Genomic DNA, 16463 nt, shown 5'->3' on the forward strand with positions numbered 1-16463 from the left:
TGCACCGGTGGCCCGCACCGATAGCCTGCGCACGTGAGCATCGCGATCGTCACCGACTCCACGGCATACCTGCCGGGGTCGGAGCTCGAGGCCCACTCGATCCAGGTGGTGCCGCTGCACGTCATCGTCGGCGGCACCGAGTTCAGCGAAGGCGTGGACATCACGACCGGCGAGGTCGCCGCGGCGCTGCGAGCCTTCAAGCCCGTGTCGACCTCGCGTCCTTCGCCCCAGGCCTTCCTCGATGCCTACGAGAAGGCGGCCGCAGGCGGAGCCGACGGGATCGTCTCGGTGCACATCTCGGCCGACATGTCCTCGACGATCGAGTCGGCGCACCTCGCCGCGCAGCAGTCGCCTGTGCCTGTGACGGTGGTCGACTCGCGGTCGCTCGGCATGGCGATGGGCTATGCCGTGCTGTCCGCGGCAGAGTTGGCCGAGCAGGGCGCGTCGTTGGAAGACGTTGCGGCGCGGGCCCGTTCGCGAGCCGAGGCATCGACTGTGGTTTTCTACGTCGACACGCTCGAGCACCTGCGACGGGGCGGCCGGATCGGTTCGGCGTCCGCGTTCCTGGGCTCGGCCCTCGCGATCAAGCCCATCCTCGGGCTGGTGGACGGCAGCATCCGGCCGCTGGAGAAGGTGCGCACCTCGTCGCGGGCGCTCGCGCGGCTGGAGGAGCTGGCCGTGTCGGCCGCGCAGGCCGCTGAGAAGGCCGGGTCGCTCGTCGACATCGCGGTGCACCACCTCGACTCCCAGGCACGGGCGGACGACCTCGCCGGGCGGCTGCGCGACCGCGTCGCCGACGTCGCGGCCACGGCAGACGGGGGACAGGCCGGCAAGGGCGCGGTCCAGGTGGTCGAGCTGGGCGCGGTCGTCGGCGCCCACGTCGGTCCGGGCACCATCGCCGTGGCCGTGTCACCCCGGCCGAGGCCATGACCGCTCTGGCGGACGTGTCGACGGGGGACCTGGTGGAGGTCGTGGCGGCCTCGGTGGCCGCGTTCGTCGTAGGGGCGGTGAACCCGGCGACGATCCTGGCCAGGCTGCTCGGCAAGGACCTGCGCCACGCGGGGTCGGGCAACCCCGGCGCGACGAACGCCGGACGCGTCCTGGGCGCGCGCTGGGGGGTGGTCGTGGGGATCCTCGACGTGCTCAAGGGTCTGCTGCCGGTCCTGGTCGCCCAACACTTCCTCGGGTCGGTGACGGGGCTGTGGGTCGGGCTCGCGGTCGTGCTGGGCCACATCTGGTCGCCGTTCCTCAAGGGGCAGGGCGGCAAGGGGGTGGCCACCTCGCTGGGGGCGATCCTCGCCGTGCAGCCGTGGTACGGCGTGGGCATGCTCGTGGTCTTCGGGCTGCTGGTCTGGCGCATGCGTTGGGTGGCGGGGGCCTCGGTGTCGGCGTGCGTGCTGCTGCTGGTGCTGGGAGTGCTGACCTGGTTCCGGTGGGTACCCGTGGGCACGCGTGAGACCGGGGCCTGGTGCGTTGTCCTCGCCCTGCTCGTCATCTACCGGCACCGGCGCAACATCGAGCTGTGGATCTCGGCGCGACGGGACGCGTCGTCCACAGGTTGAGCCGGCTCGGGACGCTGTCCACAGGGCCGCTGCGACGACGTGTCGCGCGCCTGGTCGGCTTCCTAGCGTGCCTGTATGCCGTCCCGTCGCCGACCGTCGGAAACCTCAGCCCGCGCGCGGGCCCTGTTGGAGGCCGCAGACCGCGCGCGTGAGCCTCCGGCGATTGGGTCGCCACGGCCCGAGGTCGTCCCCTGGCTGCCGGAGCGCACGTGGATCGAGACGGCGGCGGCCAAGCCAGCCAGTGGCCCGTCGCGCCCGGCCAGCGGCGTACGGGGTGGTCGCCACCGCCGTCCTGTCCCACCCGGCCCCCGGTTCCTGACCATCCCTGCGTCCCTGCGGGGCGCCCGGCTCAGCGGGCCGCGTGCCGCGGCGGCCGGTCTCCTGCTGGTGGTGCTCGTGGCGGCAGTGGGCTTCGGAGCCCGCGTGGCCTGGGCCAGGGCGGCGAGCACGCCCCAGGTGGTGGCGCCGTCACAGTCGGGGTCGGCCCTCGGGAACAGGGGGCCGACCAGCAGCGGGTTCGCCTCGTCGAGCACGGCCTCCGGTGGTGGTGGACCACCTGTGGGCACGCTGACGGTGCATGTCGTCGGCCAGGTGGAGAGCCCTGGTGTGTTCACCATGCCCGCCGGGTCCCGGGTCTCCGACGTCGTGGCCAAGGCCGGGGTTCGCAAGGGGGCGGACCTCGCGGCCATCAACCTGGCTCGACCGCTGGTCGACGGCGAGCAGCTCCGCGTGCCCAAGCCCGGCGAGGTCGTGGTCGCGGGGGCTGGCACAGCGGGCGCGGGCGCGGGGGCAGGCGCGGGCGCGGGAGCAGGCGCGGGCGCGGGCGGTGCCTCGGCGGCTTCCGGCAGGGTGAACCTCAACTCCGCGTCCGCTGCCGACCTCGAAGAGCTGCCGGGCGTCGGCCCGGTCCTGGCCCAGCGGATCATCGACTGGCGCACCGAACACGGACGATTCGCCTCGGTCGACGAGCTCGGGGAGGTCAGTGGGATCGGGGAGAAGATCTTCGCCGCACTGCAACCCAAGGTGACGGTGTGAGCAGGAGCGCCGGAGCGCTGCGGCGGGGCGTCGACCAGCCTCGGCTCCTGGATCTGCGCCTGCTGTTTCCCGCGGTGACGGCGTGGGCGGTCAGCGCCGCCACGCTCGGCGTCCGACCTCCGTTCCTGGTCGTCGCGTCCGCGTTCAGTGCTGGTCTCGCGGCCGTCCTGGTCTGGTGCCTGCCCCGACTTGTTTCCCGGCGGCGCTGCGCAGGGCTGGGCGGCCTGGTCCTGGCTGCCGTGGCGCTCGTGCTCGCGGCGACGGCTGCCCACGTGTCCTCGCGTGAGGCGGGCCCGATCCGGTCCCTGGCGGCGCAGCGGGCCTCGGTGACCGTGTCCGGTGTCGTGACCAGGGATCCCGTGGTCGTCGGTGGCCGCCGTCTCGACGGCGCGACCGTGAGCCTCACGCTGCGCGTCGACGAGGTCACGGGGCGGGGCCGCGTTGCGCGGGTGTCGACACCGGTCCTCGTGATGGGTGACCAGCGCTGGGAGGCTGTGCGCTGGCACGAGCGGGTGCGGGTCCAAGGCATCCTGCTCGCGGCCGAACCCGGGGACGACGTCGTCGCGGTCCTGCGACCCCGGGGCACGCCTCGTTCGCTCGCTGCGCCCGGCCTGGTCGCCAGGGCGGCCGAACACCTGCGGTCGGGAATGCGTGAGGCGGCAGCCCCGCTGCCCCCTGATGCGCGTGGCCTGTTGCCCGCACTCGTCATCGGGGACACCAGCCACACGCCGCAGGACCTCACCGACGCCATGCTCGCGACCGGTATGACCCACCTCTCCGCCGTATCGGGCAGCAACGTCGCCATCGTCCTCGCATGCGCTCTCGGCGGCGCGTCGCTGGCTGGCGTGCGACGTCGCTGGCGGCCGCTGGTGGCGGTTCTGGTGCTGGCCGGCTTCGTCGTGCTCGCCCGGCCGGAGCCCAGCGTCATCCGGGCCGCGACGATGGGGACCATCGGGCTGATCGGGCTGAGCCGGTCGAGGCGAGCGGCCGGCATACCGGTCCTGTCTGCGGCGGTGGTCGTCCTGCTCGTCGTCGACCCCTGGCTCAGCCGGTCCTACGGTTTCGCCCTCTCGACCCTCGCCACCCTGGGGCTGCTGCTCTTCACCCGCAGCTGGGGAGAGGCCATCGGGCGCCGGCTCCCGGGCCGCATCCACGGATGGGGGCCTGCGATGGCCATTCCGGTTGCGGCACAGGCGATGTGCGCCCCTGTGGTTGTGCTGCTCCAAGGCTCGGTGTCGGTCGTCGGCGTGCTGGCCAACCTGCTCGCTGCTCCGCTGGTCGCCCCCGCGACCGTCACCGGGGTGGCTGCCGCGACCGTCGCCCCGATCTGGCCGTTCGGGGCGAGGATCCTGTGCTGGGTCGGGGCGGTGCCGGCACTGGGGATCGCCCGAGTCGCCCGTACCTGTGCCACCGTCCCCGGCGGCACCCTGCCGTGGCCGGACGGTGCGCCTGGAGCGATGCTGCTGACGGTCCTGACCGTCTTCGTCCTCCTCAGCGGCAGGTGGTGGACCCACCGCGTCCGGCTCCACCCGGTCATCGCCACCAGCGTGTGCCTGCTCGTGCTCGCGGCAGCGGCCCCGACCTCGGCGGTCACCTGGCCCCCACCCGGCTGGCGCCTCGTGGCCTGCGACGTCGGGCAGGGCGACGGGCTCGTGCTCGCCACGACTCCCGGTCACGCGGTGCTCGTGGATGCTGGGCCGGACCCCGTCGGGATCAACTCCTGCCTGCGCCGTCTCGACGTATCAGTGCTGGATTCGGTTGTCCTGAGCCACTTTCACGCCGACCACGTCGACGGGCTCCCGGGTGCGTTGGCAGGCCGCGAGGTCCGCGAGATCCTCGCCAGCCCGGTGCATGAACCGCCCTACCAGTGGACGGAGGTGCAGGCGTGGGCCGGGGCGCGCGGCATACCCCTCCGTGACCTCTATGCCGGCGACCACCTGGCCTGGACGGGAGTCACGGCAGACGTGTGGTGGCCGGCCCGACGGATCGCGTCGGGTTCCGTGCCCAACAACGCCAGCGTGGTGCTGGCGGTGCGGTCCGGCCCAGTCGACCTTTTGCTCCTCGGCGACGTGGAGCGCGAAGGGGCCCACGCGGTGCTCCTCGAGCTGCGGCGCAGCTCGTCGATGTCGGCACAGGCGTCACGCTTCGACGTCGTGAAGGTGGCCCACCACGGCTCCGGAAACCTCGACGAGGGCCTCATGGAGTCGGTCCGCGCGCCCGTCGCGATGATCAGTGTGGGCAAGGACAACGACTACGGTCACCCATCACCCAAGGCCCTGGAGGTGTTGCGACACAACGGGTATGCCGTCTACCGCACCGACCAGCGCGGGGACGTCGCCGTGGTTTCGCAGGGGGACGACGTGTCGGTCACCTGGCGCCGCCGATGAGCAAGCTGGATCAGGTGCTGGCGAGGACGCGGGGTTTGGCCTTCGCGGCCTCCACGAGGGCTTCGATGGTGGCCTGGACGGCCGGCACGCGCTGCAGGTCGGCCGTGGTGACCACGCTGATGGACCGGCGCGAGGCCGGGTTGATCGGCAGGGTGACCACATCGTGGTGGTGGGCCGTCCGCAGGATGAGGTCGGGGATGAGCGCCACGCCCAGGCCTTCGGCGACCAGCCCGAGCACGGCAACGTAGTCCTCGGTCTCGAACCCGACGTGGGGGGAGAACCCGGCCGTCGCGCACATCTGCAGGAGGTGGCCACGGCACCGCGGGCACCCCGCGATCCAGTTCTCCTGGGCCAGGGTGGACAGGTCCACCACGTCGAGCGTGGCGAGCGGGTGTTCGCGGGGTAGGGCGAGGCGGACCTCGTCGTCGAGGAGCTTGTGGGTCACGAAGAGCTCCATGTCCTCCTCACCGCGGCCGACGTCGGTGCCCTCGTAGGCGAAGGCCACCGCGAGGTCGCACTCGCCGGCCTTGAGCGCAGCGAGCGACTCGGGGGGTTCGGCCTCGGTGAAGGTGACCTGGACGTCCGGGAACCGCTTCTTCACGAGGGCGAGCGCGCGCGGGACGAGGGTGGCCGAGCTGGACGGGAAGGCCATCAGGCGGACCCGCCCGGCGCGCAGGCCCGCAATCGCGGCGACCTCCTCCTCGGCGGCATCGAGGGCGGACAGCACGCCAACGGCGTGGCGCGCCAGCACCTGGCCGGCCTCGGTCAGGCGTACGTTGCGGCCGACTCGTTCGACCAACACGGTGCCGGTGCGCTGCTCGAGGCGGCGCACCATCTGCGAGATCGCGGGTTGGGAGTAGCCGAGGGACAGCGCAGCCCCGGTGAAGCTGCCCTCGTCGGCGATGGCCTTCATGACACGGAGACCTGCGGCGTCGATCATGGATGAAGCATAACTGTTCGTTATCAAGATGGTTAGTTGTTGATGGCATCGTGATGGATCATGCCGGCCAGGGCGACCCGCCACCTGCGACTTGTTGCCGGCTGGTGGTCAGCGGAGCCGCGTTTGGGGGTCTGGTGGCGATCTGCCGGCAACAAGTGGGGGCGCCTGCGACTTGTTGCGGGATGGTGGTCACGGGAGCCGCGTTTGGGGGGTCTCGTGACGATCTGCCGGCAACAAGTCGCCGACGCCTGCGACTTGTTGCCGGCTGGTGGTCAGCGGAGCCGCGTTTGGGGGTCTGGTGACGATCTGCCGGCAACAAGTCGCCGAGCCCTGCCGACGGGCGGGTGTCCCCGGCCTCTGCTTTCATCGGTCCACGATGAAGCCTGAGCCCACCAGCACCACGCACGCGAACGAGCGCGCAGCCACCGAGAGCGACGCGCCTGGCCCCACAGACGCGGCATACGCGGAGGTGGGCGCGGCGACGCATCGGACAGGCGTGGCGCTCTGCCTGTCCGGTGGCGGCTACCGCGCCGCCCTGTTCCACCTCGGTGCCGTTCGCCGGCTCAACGAGCTCGGCGTGCTGTCGCAGCTCACCACCATCAGTGGGGTCTCCGGCGGCTCGATCGTGGCCAACCTGCTCGCCGACCCCGAGCTCCGGTTCCCGGCGGCGGGCGGCATCGTCGAGGGGTTCGAGGAGTGCGTGGCCATGCCCCTCCAGCGGCTCGCCTCCCGCAACGTCCGGACGCCGGCGTTGCTGTCCAGGGTCAGGCCGTGGAAGTGGTTCGACCCCGACGCGGCCGTCCAGGCGCTGGCCGACGAACTCGCCGAAGTCGTCCCCTGGTGGTCGAAACCGTTGCGCGACAACGACACTGGTGGTCCGGGAGTCGTGACTGGCGCGACCGAGATCGGCCACGGCGTCGACTGGGTGTTCGAGGGCCCGACCGCCCACCATCCCCACGGGCGGGTGGGGGACTACCGCCTGGGGTATGCCGCGCCGCCGGCCGGGCTGCGGATCGCCGACATCGTGGCGGCCTCCTGCGCCTTCCCGCCGTTCTTCGCGCCGATGGTGGTGGACGGGCTCACGATGCACCTCACCGGAGGACACCGCGGCCTCGAGTCGGAGCAGGAGCGCGCCTCGATCATGCGGCGCATCCGGCTGACCGACGGAGGGATCTACGACAACCTCGGGCTCGAGCCGGTCTGGAAGCGGCACGCCACGGTCCTGGTCAGTGATGGCGGGGGTGTCTTCCGCGCGCGCACGGAGCGCACTGTCGTCGGCCGGACGCTGCGCATCCTCGGCATCGCCACCAACGGCGGGCAGTCGGTCCGCAGTCGGTGGCTCCAGGCCAGCTATGCGCGAGGCGCCCTCCGCGGTACGTCGTGGGCGCTCGACACGGTCGTCGACGGCTCCTACCCCCGCGAGACGACCGAGCTGGTCAACGCCGTCCGCACCGACCTCGATGCCTTCAGCCCAGCGGAGCAGCAGATCCTCGAACGCCACGGCTACCTCGTGGCCGACGCCCAGGTCCGGGAGCACTCCCCAGAGCTCATCACCCGCAACCGCCCGGCGGCCCCGCCGCACGACGAGGTGGCCGATCCCCAGGTGGCGAGTGCTGCCCTGGTCGACTCGGCGAAGCGCCGACTCCTCGGCAGGTCCTGACCCGACGTACCCTTGCCGCGTGACGCAGACCGCCGCCGCGACCGAGCAGGCGCCCTCGGCCGACCAGGCGCCCGCGGCCGACCAGCKGGCCGCGGTCGCCGCCCTGCTGGAGCGCGGCAACGTCCTCGTCCTGACCGGCGCCGGCATCTCGACCGACTCGGGCATCCCCGACTACCGGGGCCCGGACGGCACGCGCCGCGTGACCCCCATGCAGTACGCCGAGTTCCTGGGGTCCTCCGAGGCGAGGCAGCGCTACTGGGCGCGCAGCTATGTGGGGTGGCAGCGGTTCAACCGGGCCGAGCCCAACTCGGGCCACGAGGCCGTGGCGAGGCTCCAGGGCCGCGGGCTGGTCGGCCCGGTCATCACCCAGAACGTCGACGGCCTGCACCAGCGCGCCGGCGCCACCGACGTCGAGGAGCTGCACGGGTCGCTGGCGCGGGTCGTCTGCCTGACCTGTGGCGACCGCACCTCCCGCTGGGACCTCGACGACCGGATGCGCGAGGCCAATCCCACCTACACGGTGACCAGCGACGAGATCCGTCCGGACGGTGACATCGTCCTCAACGACCTCGACGTGGCCGCCTTCCGGACACCCCTGTGCCTGGTCTGCGGTCACGACACGCTCAAGCCAGACGTCGTGTTCTTCGGCGAGTCCGTGCCGAAACCGTTGGTGGAGAAGTGTTTTCGCCTCACGGAGCAGGCCAGCGCGCTGGTCGTCCTGGGCTCCAGCCTGAAGGTCATGAGCGGCTACCGGTTCGTCCGCCGCGCGGCAGCGCTCGACATCCCGGTCGCGATCATCACCCGCGGACCAACCCGAGGCGACGGCGAGGCCACCGTGCAGCTCGACGCGCCCCTCGCCCCGACCCTCGAGGAGCTGCTCAGCCGGCTGGCAGCCTGACGAACCTCACGCCGGTCGCCGGGCTATCAGCACCACGTCGATCGCGTCGCCCTGCTCGGTGGGCCGCAGGTACTCCTCGCAGCGCTCGACCTGCAGGTCCCCGGCCGCCGCCCGCAGCTGCTCGGGTGTGTGCAGGAGCGCCGGGTCGGACGGGCCACCGACCCCTTCGGTGAGGTTGCGCAGGCCGTGGCCGACGACCACCAGCGCACCGCCGGGCGTCAGCCACGTCCGGGTGCGGGAGACGACGTCCGAGGGGAGGTGGAGGTATGACACGAGGACGAGGTCGAAGAGGAATAGGGGCGCCGGGTGCCAGGACCTGGCGTCCGCCACCACCCAGTCGATCCGGAGCCCGCGACTGGAGGCCTCCTTCTCGCCCTTGGCCAGCCCCACCGCCGAGAAGTCGACCGCCGTGACCCGCCAGCCCTTCGAGGCCAGCCACACGGCGTGTCGGCCCTCGCCGGCGCCGAGGTCGAGGGCGCGACCGGGCGGCCAGGCGCCCACGATCCTTTCCACCTCGGCGTTGGGCGTCGCGCTCCAGACGTGCTCGTGGGCGGCATACCGCTCGTCCCACAAGGCCTGTCGGTCCGTCGGCCCACCGCGGTCGGGGTCCGGCAGCTTCGCCGCCGCAGCCGAGTCGTGCGTCCCGTGGCTGTGGTCGTGGCGGTCGCCTTGCTCGTCGCTCATCCCCCTAGCATCGCCGATATGACCAGCATTGCCCCGGACAGCGGCCGCGCAATCGTCGTCCGTGACGCGACGCAGGCGGACCTCCCCGCGATGGCCGCCATCTACGACGAGCAGGTCCGCACCTCGCTGGCGACCTTCGACACCGAACCCCGCGGCGCGGCATACCTCGGTGAGAAGCTCGCCGCCACCAGTGCCGGCAACGTCGGCAACGTCGTCCTGGTCGCCTGCGCGGACGAACAGCTGCTCGGGTACGCGTTCTCCGGCACCTTCCGCCCGCGACCGGCCTACGACGGCACCAAGGAGGTGTCGGTCTACCTCGCGGAAGGCGCGCGCGGTCTCGGCCTCGGACGGACCCTGTATGCCGCGCTGCTGGCGCGGCTGGACGCTGCACCTGAGGTGCACACCCAGGTGGCCGTGATCGCCCTGCCGAACGACGCCAGCGTGGCGCTGCACGTCGCGTGCGGCTTCGAGCGGGTGGGAGTGCTTCGCGAGGTCGGACACAAGTTCGGTCGTTACGTCGACACGGCCTGGTACCAACGGATGACTCCGCACGAGTAGGACTGGCGTGTCGCTGCGTCTCTTGGCACCCTCGAAGGAGCATCGTTCGCACGCTGTGGAGGTTGGGAGATGGGCGCCACCGGAGCCGGGCCGTTCGAGAACGACGACGCACTCGACCTGCTCGACGAGCTCGAGGAGTCCGAGCACGACGTACGACGCAAGCGGGTCGAGGCGGCCCTCGACCAAGTGGTCCGCGCGCGGGGGTACATCGAGGCGCCGACCATGTCGCAGGCGGTGGCCGCAGCGGTGCTCGTGGCTGCCTGCGACGACTTCGAATCCGTGGTGGGAGAACGCAATGTGCCCTGGTGGGTCGACGAGGAACCCATCGAGGTGGACGAACAGCTGGAGGAGCTCGCCACCCGGGCACTGCACCGGGCAATGCAGTCAGACGACAACGAGCTGTGGGAGCTGTGGGCCGAGGGTGACGGCGGCGAACGCTTCGCCACCAAGATCACGCACTACCTCGACGCGCTGGGTGACTGAGCGGGGGAATGGGCGGGGGACTGGGCGGGGAGCTGACCCTGTGCCCGACAGATCCCGAGAGCCGCGTCGATCTGGTCCAGGTTCAGCTGCGAGCAGGCGTGGCTCGCGGCGTCGATCAGGTCCGCGAGCAGTTCGATCTCGGACCCCAGCACCTGGTCGGTGAGATCGGGGTCGGGTTGGGCCTCCATGTGTAGAGAACGCTCGTGCGAGTCGCCTGTTACGGGGCACGTGACGCACACGCGCCCGCGGGGTCCGCTTCAGTCCGTTCGGGCGAATGAGCCATCAGCCGAACGGATGATGGGTCGACTCGTGCCGGCCCCACCATGCGCCTGCACGCACGTGTGCCGCGGCGCGCACGAGGCGCTCCGCGGGATGGGGTCGAAGGCGGCGTTGTGCGGCATCAGCCACGCCTTGCCGTCCTTGCGCTTGAAGGTCTTGACGGTGGCCTCGTTGTCGAGCATCGCCGCGACGATGTCTCCGTTGTCGGCCGTGGGCTGCTGGCGGACGACGACCCAGTCGCCGTCGCAGATCGCGGCGTCGATCATCGAGTCGCCGACGACCTGGAGGAGGAACAGCTGGCCCTCGCCGACGATCTGCCGGGGGAGCGGGAAGACGTCCTCGACGGTTTCCTCGGCCAGGATGGGCACACCGGCGGCGATACGCCCGAGCACGGGCACGTAGGTCGCAGCCGGGCGCTGGTCGCCGGACCCGGTCTCGTCGTAGGTCGCCGTCTCGTCCTCGGCGGAGGCGCCGCCGCGGTAGCCCCGCATGTCGGCGGGGGAGTCGGGGGAGACCACCTCGATGGCGCGCGGCCGGTTGGGGTCGCGGCGCAGGAAGCCCTTGCGCTCGAGGGTGGAGAGCTGGTGGGCGACCGAGCTGGGGGACGTGAGGCCGACCGCCTCGCCGATCTCGCGCAGGCTCGGCGGGTAGCCGCGCCGGTCGACCGAGTTGCGGATCACCTCGAGCACCCGTCGCTGCCGGACGGTGAGCCCGTCACCGCGATCGCGGTCGGGCAGTTCCTTGACGTTGTCGTCGCTCATGCCGCTTCCTCACTTGAGCAGTTTCGGGTGCAGGTGCAGGTCAGGTGCCGTATGCCGGGTGCTTGAGGAGCCGTTGTCAGTGCCCTCTGATGTGCTTGCGGCATGAACACAGCGTATGGCCTTCGAACGCCTGTGCCAAACATGTGTTCGACGCGTGTCTTGATTGATTCGAACATGCGTGCTAGAAATCAGTCAAGCAGTTCTTCGCACATCCGTTCGAGGAACGCAGCAGAGCACGTCACGATGGAGGACCTGATGAGTGCAGCAGTCGCTTGGGACGTCGCCCCCGCACCGGTGCGGGTCCCCGTTCGCCCGGCTCGCCCCCGCCTGGTCTCGGTGCCCACCGGCCCAGAGGTCGCCGTCGCTCCCGCCGCCCCGCTGCGCCTGACCCGTGCAGCCCGGCTCGCGATCACGCTCACCGTCGTGGTGACGGCCGTGGCCCTGGCGATCGCCGTGTTCTCCGGTGGCGCGTCCGCCACCGTGATCGACCACTCCACCACGGTGCAGTCCGGTCAGACCCTGTCGCAGATCGCGGTCGAGCAGCTCCCGCAGCTGTCCATGGCCGAGGCGGTCGCCCAGATCCAGGTCGCCAACGACCTGACCGACAGCAACGTCCACGCCGGTCAGACGCTGCTCATCCCCGCCGTCGGCTGAGACCCGCCAGCTGGCGACTGAGCGCGTCGGTCGAGTGGCCTACGCATTTCGCGCTACGCGATAACCACGATGCGCTGGGGGCGAACCTCGTAGGACCGTGGTCGGCATGCACACCACCACACGGATGGCGGCCGCCCTGGCCGCAGCTGCCGGAGCAGTGACCTTCTCGGTGCTCCCGGCCATCGCCGCGGCGGGAACTCCCACCTCGTTCACCGTCGACACCCAGTTCGTGGACGGGCCCAGCGACATCACGGCCGCGACTGGTCCGCTCTCGTCCTGCACCCAGGTCACCGACCTCGAGAACGCCGCCGACCTGCGGACCCACAACCAGCTCGTCTTCAGCGGGGTCAAGCAGCTGACCTGCGGCACGGCGACGGTGACTGTCGGCTACCAGGCCTTCATCACCCTCCCCGCGTTCCAGAACCCGAACGTGCTCCCAGAAGGCGGCGGCTACCGGACCTTCGGGGACTGGTGGGTCATCGACTCGACCCTGCCGGGCGTGAGCTCGGGCGGGGGCAAGCTGGCGGGCGACAACCGCACGTGCACGCTGGATGCCGGCTCAGTCGGCTGCATCACCGACACCTTCCGGGGCTTCGTCTCCTAGGACGGTGGCGGGGGGGGGGGGCGGGGTGCCCTCGTTCTCGACCAGGGACAGGTCGCGTCCGAGGAAGCCAGCGAGGCGCTGGGCCGCCACCCTGACCTGGGTGCGTCCTCGAGTCGAGACCTCAGGAGCGAGGTGCACCTCGACCTGCACGGCGTCGGGTCGCACGGTCCGTTTCCAGAGCCCGACGTTGGTGCCGTCGAGTACCACGCTCGCCCAGAACGGGTCGGTGTGTTCGGCATAGGGGTGGCCCGGCAGCGCTGAGAAGTTCACCTGCGGATAGGTCAGCACCGCCTCGTCATAGGTCGGGAAGAGGTATGCCGCCGGGGCGCCTCGGCTGACCCGTCGCACCTGCGTGGGGTCGAACCAGTGCGGGATGCCGTCGATCTCCACTTCCTCCAGGTCGTCGCCGAGCTGCGCGAGCGCTGCTTTGGTGTCGCTGACCGTCATGGTGGCCCACCGGGTGAAGTCCTTGACCGAGGCCGGCCCGTGGCCGCTGAAGAACCGTCGGACCAGCTCCACGACGGCCTCGTCCCGGCTGCGTTCGAGTGTCGGCGCGATGACCTCGTCGACCAGGGCGTAGGAGTGGTGGACACCCTTCATCGGCCCGGAGCAGACCAGGCCGCGCATCTCCGCGACGATGAGCAGGTGGCCGAGCTGTTCGCCCGGCTTGATGGGTGAACCGCGCTCGACGAACGCCTCACCGAGCTCGGGCCGAGTGAGAAAGTTCTTGTCCTGCAACAGTTCTGCCAGCAGGTCGAACCCGTCTCCGAGACGCTTGGCCTCGTCGAGGCCGAGCTGGCGGTGCCGCGCTCCCATGCTCGACAGCACGCGCGGCGAGGTGAGGGCGAGGATCCAGCGCAGGTCCTCGGGGGCGACGAAGTGCCACGTCGGCCGCAGGATGTGGGTGCGCAGGAAGGCGCTGGCGTCGAACTCACGCTGCACCGCGGCATACCGGTCCTTGCGGGAGCGCATGGCAAGTGAGAAGAAGGCGTGGTCGCGCTCCTGGCTCTGCACACAGGTGAGCAGTCGCACGACGTCGGCGGCGCGGGGCAGCGGCGCCGAGCTGAGCCGCTGGGTGGCCAGCCGCTGGGCGACGACGCTCGCGTGATCCATGGCGTCATCCTCTCGAATACCGCCGACAGGTGCGCGACCATGGAGGGGTGGAGCAGAGCACGACGGTCGACATCGCCGCCCCGCCGGACAGGGTCTGGGAGGTGCTCACGGACGTCGAGCACTGGTCGGACTGGACCGCCTCGGTGCGCTGGGTTCGCCGCCTCGAGGACGGCCCGTTGCGGACGGGCTCGGCCGCCAAGATCAGCCAGCCCAAGGTCCCGACGGTGGACTGGGTGGTGACCGAGTTCGACCCGGGGCGGATGTTCACGTGGGTGTCGGCCGGCCCCGGGGCGCTCACCACGGCGAGGCACTCGGTGGAGGCGCTCCCCGGCGGTGGCAGCAGGGTCCGGCTCTCGGTGGAGCAGAGCGGGATCGTGGGTTCGCTGGTCGGCCGGCTCTACCACGGGCTCACCGAGCGCTACCTCGCGATGGAGTCGGCGGGGCTCAAGGCGCAGTGCGAGGGCGGGCCCGCCTGAGGGACCGATGAGTTCGTGGACCGTGGCCGGTCGGTACTGCTGACAGGAACACCAGGAGACACGAACACCGGGCCGACGCCGACCGTGGGCGCGGACCACGGAAGGCGGCAGTCATGGGCAAGGTCATCGCGGGGATCACGACGTCGGTCGACGGTTACGTCACCGGGCCGGACGACGGCCCGGACAAGGGGCTCGGTGAGGGTGGCGAGCGGCTGCACTACTGGGTGTTCGGCGGGCCGTGGACCTATGCCGAGGAGCCGACCGGCCAGATGGGGGAGGTCGACAAGGCGTGGATGGACGAGGCCATGGCCAACTTCGGCGCGGTGGTCGGAGGGCGCGCGACCTACGAGGCCGCCGGGCACTGGGGTGACCAGAACCCCTGGGACGTGCCGTTCTTCATCGTCACGCACCGACCGGAGGACCAGCCCGAGGGCGACGCGTTCACGTTCGTCGACGGTCTGGCCGAGGCCGTCGACCAGGCGCGGGCCGTCGCAGGGGACAAGGACGTGCACGTGATGGGCGGCGCCGACGTGATCCGGCAGGCCCTGGCCGCTGGGCTCGTCGACGACCTGTCGATCATCGTGGCCCCGGTCATCCTGGGCGGGGGCAAGCGACTGTTCGACGGCTTCGAGCAGGACATCGAGCTGACCCACAAGGGCGTCCGGCAGAGTGAGTACGCCACCTTCATCGACTACAGCGTGAACAAGGGCTAGATGGGTCGATCGACCCATCCAGGTGAGTGCACGAGTGGGCGGATCGGCCGACGCGGGATGAGGCGGCCCCTTCATAGCGTCGAGGGCATGAGCACCCACCCGACCAGGAGGCAGCCATGACCACCTCGATCTCGCCACACAAGGCAATCCCCACCGCCACCGGAGGCGCCCCCCACGCCGGCACGGCAGACCTGCACTGGTCTGCCCTCGCCGGCATCACGGGCCCGATCCTGTTCACCTCGGTCTTCCTCGTCCAGCAGCTGGCCCGCCACGACACCTACGACTGGGTCAGCGAGCCGGTGAGCAACCTCGAGGCCGGACCGCACGGCTGGGTCCAGCAGGCGAACTTCGTCGTGTTCGGCGTCTTCATGGCGGCGTTCGCTGGGGGGATGCACCGCGGTGTCGCTCGGAGCCGGCTGAGCCGGCTGGGCCCGGCCCTCCTCGGGCTGTGCAGCGTCGGACTGTTCATCGCCGCGGCCTTCCCCATCGAGCAGGACGCCCAAGGCGTCGCCTACGACCCCGGGTACCACTTCGTCGGCGGCGTGACCTTCTTCCTCAGCTCAGGGTTGGCGCTGCTCGCCCTGTCGCACGGACTGCGGGCCGATCCGCGATGGGGCACAGTGCTGCCACGCTGGACCCTCGCCGCCGGGCTGCTGGCGTTGGTCGGATTCGTGACGCTCGGCGCCTTCGCGATCCCCGAGGATGCCCCACTGCACGGGTATGCCGGGTTGGCCCAGCGCGTCGTCATCCTCACCGTGACGTTCCCCTGCCTGGTCGCCCTGGCGCTGAGATTGCGGAGCCACGACTTCAGGTACTGACTCCCCGCAGCTGGACGTCCGCGGCATACCCGCCGAGCTGTGCGGTGAGCTTGGCCGTCGCGGTGCCGGGGCCGGCGGGCGTCCAGGTCACGGTCACTGAGACCGCATCGCCAGGGGCGATGGCGCCCTCGGTCTCGAGCTCGGCGACGAACCCGGCCGTGGACGGCTCGACCACGAGGGAGCCCGCCGCGATGCCGAGCGCGTCCTTGCTGCCGTTGAACAGGTGGACGGTGCTGCCCACCGGGTTGGTGCCCGTCGTGGTCAGGTCGAGGCTGCGAGGCACGAAGGCGACGATGTCCTTGGTCGTCGCCGCGCCCGGACCGAGGATGACGTCGGCGACGCGTTCGATGAGGTGCCGGAAGGTCTCCTCGCGGAAGCCGATGACGAACGCGATCACGGCCAGAATGGCGATGCCCGGCCCGTCGTAGGCCACGGGCACCGCGGCCGCCGAGCCGCCACTGGCGGGCGTCGTGGGGGAGGCGGTGACGCTCTTGATGAGCAGCACGACGATCAGCACGCCGATGGTGCCGCACACGCCGCCGAGCAGCGGGCGGGCGAGGTGCCACAGGTAGTAGTCGGGGTCCCAGTTGTGGGCGTGCTTGACGATCCCGACGAGGCTGATCGTCGCCCCGCCCAGCGCCCCTGCCCACGGCACCCACAGGGGCACCACCGACTGGAACGAGAACGACCAGTAGAGCCGGCTCGGCTCCGGGTCCTTGGAGTAGATCAGCACCGCGACGAGCAGCGCCGCCATCGAGATCACGTTGACGGCGAAGAAGATGCCGGGCCGTCGGCGCCAGTCGTCCTCGGGAATCGTGGCCATGCTCCGACGATCCTC

The 16463-nt window shown here is 71.1% G+C and carries 19 protein-coding genes; 13 read left to right on the top strand and 6 right to left on the bottom strand.

The window, feature by feature from the left end; all coding sequences use genetic code 11:
• The first annotated feature begins 33 nt into the window (after positions 1 to 33).
• The 4 genes from AC1DS4_RS17895 to AC1DS4_RS17910 all read left to right on the top strand — a co-directional run bounded on the left by AC1DS4_RS17895 (position 34) and on the right by AC1DS4_RS17910 (position 4984).
• Complete coding sequence (locus tag AC1DS4_RS17895; RefSeq protein WP_477633651.1) at positions 34 to 930, top strand: DegV family protein; 897 nt, start codon at positions 34 to 36, stop codon at positions 928 to 930.
• The gene (gene plsY, locus AC1DS4_RS17900) at positions 927 to 1562 is read left to right on the top strand and encodes a glycerol-3-phosphate 1-O-acyltransferase PlsY (protein ID WP_477633650.1); all 636 of its coding nucleotides are present in this window, start codon (positions 927 to 929) and stop codon (positions 1560 to 1562) included. Before AC1DS4_RS17895 ends, plsY begins: the two co-directional genes overlap by 4 nt.
• 75 nt (positions 1563 to 1637) lie before the next feature.
• Positions 1638 to 2597 carry a ComEA family DNA-binding protein gene (locus AC1DS4_RS17905; protein WP_477646090.1) on the top strand — a complete coding sequence of 320 codons (960 nt, stop codon included), beginning with the start codon at positions 1638 to 1640 and terminating at the stop codon, positions 2595 to 2597.
• Positions 2594 to 4984 carry a ComEC/Rec2 family competence protein gene (locus tag AC1DS4_RS17910; RefSeq protein ID WP_477633295.1) on the top strand — a complete coding sequence of 797 codons (2391 nt, stop codon included), beginning with the start codon at positions 2594 to 2596 and terminating at the stop codon, positions 4982 to 4984. The genes AC1DS4_RS17905 and AC1DS4_RS17910 overlap by 4 nt, the downstream gene beginning before the upstream one ends.
• 10 nt (positions 4985 to 4994) lie before the next feature.
• Here AC1DS4_RS17910 and AC1DS4_RS17915 read toward each other — a convergent pair whose 3' ends face one another.
• Positions 4995 to 5924: a LysR family transcriptional regulator gene (locus AC1DS4_RS17915; protein ID WP_477633296.1), complete on the bottom strand. Its 930-nt coding sequence runs from the start codon at positions 5922 to 5924 to the stop codon at positions 4995 to 4997.
• Between the two features lie 376 nt (positions 5925 to 6300).
• Between AC1DS4_RS17915 and AC1DS4_RS17920 the strand changes: the two genes are divergently transcribed.
• Both AC1DS4_RS17920 and AC1DS4_RS17925 read left to right on the top strand, forming a co-directional pair.
• A complete protein-coding gene (locus AC1DS4_RS17920; protein WP_477633297.1) occupies positions 6301 to 7584 on the top strand; it encodes a patatin-like phospholipase family protein in 1284 nt (427 codons plus the stop codon).
• Positions 7585 to 7603: 19 nt separating this feature from the next.
• Complete coding sequence (locus tag AC1DS4_RS17925) at positions 7604 to 8482, top strand: NAD-dependent protein deacetylase (protein WP_477646091.1); 879 nt, start codon at positions 7604 to 7606, stop codon at positions 8480 to 8482.
• Between the two features lie 6 nt (positions 8483 to 8488).
• On the opposite strand, the gene AC1DS4_RS17930 is transcribed toward AC1DS4_RS17925, so the two are convergent.
• A complete protein-coding gene (locus AC1DS4_RS17930) occupies positions 8489 to 9166 on the bottom strand; it encodes a class I SAM-dependent methyltransferase (RefSeq protein WP_477633299.1) in 678 nt (225 codons plus the stop codon).
• Between the two features lie 18 nt (positions 9167 to 9184).
• Between AC1DS4_RS17930 and AC1DS4_RS17935 the strand changes: the two genes are divergently transcribed.
• Positions 9185 to 9724, top strand: coding sequence for an N-acetyltransferase family protein (locus tag AC1DS4_RS17935; protein ID WP_477633300.1), 540 nt, complete (start codon positions 9185 to 9187; stop codon positions 9722 to 9724).
• Between the two features lie 69 nt (positions 9725 to 9793).
• Positions 9794 to 10207 (top strand): DUF4259 domain-containing protein, encoded by a 414-nt coding sequence (locus tag AC1DS4_RS17940; protein WP_477623481.1) that lies wholly within the window; start codon positions 9794 to 9796, stop codon positions 10205 to 10207.
• Here the strand turns inward: AC1DS4_RS17940 and AC1DS4_RS17945 are convergent.
• A complete protein-coding gene (locus AC1DS4_RS17945) occupies positions 10183 to 10395 on the bottom strand; it encodes a hypothetical protein (RefSeq protein ID WP_477615329.1) in 213 nt (70 codons plus the stop codon). The genes AC1DS4_RS17940 and AC1DS4_RS17945 overlap by 25 nt on opposite strands.
• A 69-nt stretch (positions 10396 to 10464) precedes the next feature.
• Entirely contained in the window at positions 10465 to 11247 is a 783-nt protein-coding gene (lexA, locus tag AC1DS4_RS17950; protein ID WP_477646092.1) for a transcriptional repressor LexA, read from the bottom strand.
• A gap of 255 nt (positions 11248 to 11502) precedes the next feature.
• Here lexA and AC1DS4_RS17955 point away from each other — a divergent pair, with 255 nt between their 5' ends.
• On the top strand, positions 11503 to 11901 hold the full coding sequence (locus AC1DS4_RS17955; RefSeq protein WP_477615327.1) for a LysM peptidoglycan-binding domain-containing protein: 399 nt from the start codon (positions 11503 to 11505) through the stop codon (positions 11899 to 11901).
• A gap of 106 nt (positions 11902 to 12007) precedes the next feature.
• On the top strand, positions 12008 to 12505 hold the full coding sequence (locus AC1DS4_RS17960) for a hypothetical protein (RefSeq protein ID WP_477633302.1): 498 nt from the start codon (positions 12008 to 12010) through the stop codon (positions 12503 to 12505).
• On the opposite strand, the gene AC1DS4_RS17965 is transcribed toward AC1DS4_RS17960, so the two are convergent.
• Positions 12461 to 13618 (bottom strand): winged helix DNA-binding domain-containing protein, encoded by a 1158-nt coding sequence (locus AC1DS4_RS17965; RefSeq protein WP_477646093.1) that lies wholly within the window; start codon positions 13616 to 13618, stop codon positions 12461 to 12463. The genes AC1DS4_RS17960 and AC1DS4_RS17965 overlap by 45 nt on opposite strands.
• A gap of 47 nt (positions 13619 to 13665) precedes the next feature.
• On the opposite strand from AC1DS4_RS17965, the gene AC1DS4_RS17970 reads away from it, so the two are divergent.
• From AC1DS4_RS17970 to AC1DS4_RS17980, 3 genes are all read left to right on the top strand, one after another.
• Positions 13666 to 14094: an SRPBCC family protein gene (locus AC1DS4_RS17970; RefSeq protein WP_477633304.1), complete on the top strand. Its 429-nt coding sequence runs from the start codon at positions 13666 to 13668 to the stop codon at positions 14092 to 14094.
• Between the two features lie 113 nt (positions 14095 to 14207).
• Positions 14208 to 14807: a dihydrofolate reductase family protein gene (locus tag AC1DS4_RS17975; protein WP_477623486.1), complete on the top strand. Its 600-nt coding sequence runs from the start codon at positions 14208 to 14210 to the stop codon at positions 14805 to 14807.
• A gap of 116 nt (positions 14808 to 14923) precedes the next feature.
• Positions 14924 to 15625 carry a DUF998 domain-containing protein gene (locus AC1DS4_RS17980; protein ID WP_477633305.1) on the top strand — a complete coding sequence of 234 codons (702 nt, stop codon included), beginning with the start codon at positions 14924 to 14926 and terminating at the stop codon, positions 15623 to 15625.
• Here AC1DS4_RS17980 and AC1DS4_RS17985 read toward each other — a convergent pair.
• Positions 15615 to 16448: a hypothetical protein gene (locus AC1DS4_RS17985; RefSeq protein WP_477615322.1), complete on the bottom strand. Its 834-nt coding sequence runs from the start codon at positions 16446 to 16448 to the stop codon at positions 15615 to 15617. The two genes, AC1DS4_RS17980 and AC1DS4_RS17985, sit on opposite strands and share 11 nt — an antisense overlap.
• Between the last annotated feature and the right edge of the window lie 15 nt (positions 16449 to 16463).

This window comes from Pedococcus sp. P3_C7, from assembly GCF_056402615.1.

Bases quoted from the DNA above. Each gene is read 5' to 3' on its own strand.
- plsY (WP_477633650.1), top strand. From the start codon at position 927: ATGACCGCTCTGGCGGACGTGTCGACGGGGGACCTGGTGGAGGTCGTG.
- AC1DS4_RS17905 (WP_477646090.1), top strand. From the start codon at position 1,638: ATGCCGTCCCGTCGCCGACCGTCGGAAACCTCAGCCCGCGCGCGGGCC.
- AC1DS4_RS17915 (WP_477633296.1), bottom strand. From the start codon at position 5,924: ATGATCGACGCCGCAGGTCTCCGTGTCATGAAGGCCATCGCCGACGAG.
- AC1DS4_RS17920 (WP_477633297.1), top strand. From the start codon at position 6,301: ATGAAGCCTGAGCCCACCAGCACCACGCACGCGAACGAGCGCGCAGCC.
- AC1DS4_RS17930 (WP_477633299.1), bottom strand. From the start codon at position 9,166: ATGAGCGACGAGCAAGGCGACCGCCACGACCACAGCCACGGGACGCAC.
- AC1DS4_RS17935 (WP_477633300.1), top strand. From the start codon at position 9,185: ATGACCAGCATTGCCCCGGACAGCGGCCGCGCAATCGTCGTCCGTGAC.
- AC1DS4_RS17940 (WP_477623481.1), top strand. From the start codon at position 9,794: ATGGGCGCCACCGGAGCCGGGCCGTTCGAGAACGACGACGCACTCGAC.
- AC1DS4_RS17945 (WP_477615329.1), bottom strand. From the start codon at position 10,395: ATGGAGGCCCAACCCGACCCCGATCTCACCGACCAGGTGCTGGGGTCC.
- lexA (WP_477646092.1), bottom strand. From the start codon at position 11,247: ATGAGCGACGACAACGTCAAGGAACTGCCCGACCGCGATCGCGGTGAC.
- AC1DS4_RS17955 (WP_477615327.1), top strand. From the start codon at position 11,503: ATGAGTGCAGCAGTCGCTTGGGACGTCGCCCCCGCACCGGTGCGGGTC.
- AC1DS4_RS17960 (WP_477633302.1), top strand. From the start codon at position 12,008: ATGCACACCACCACACGGATGGCGGCCGCCCTGGCCGCAGCTGCCGGA.
- AC1DS4_RS17965 (WP_477646093.1), bottom strand. From the start codon at position 13,618: ATGGATCACGCGAGCGTCGTCGCCCAGCGGCTGGCCACCCAGCGGCTC.
- AC1DS4_RS17975 (WP_477623486.1), top strand. From the start codon at position 14,208: ATGGGCAAGGTCATCGCGGGGATCACGACGTCGGTCGACGGTTACGTC.
- AC1DS4_RS17980 (WP_477633305.1), top strand. From the start codon at position 14,924: ATGACCACCTCGATCTCGCCACACAAGGCAATCCCCACCGCCACCGGA.
- AC1DS4_RS17985 (WP_477615322.1), bottom strand. From the start codon at position 16,448: ATGGCCACGATTCCCGAGGACGACTGGCGCCGACGGCCCGGCATCTTC.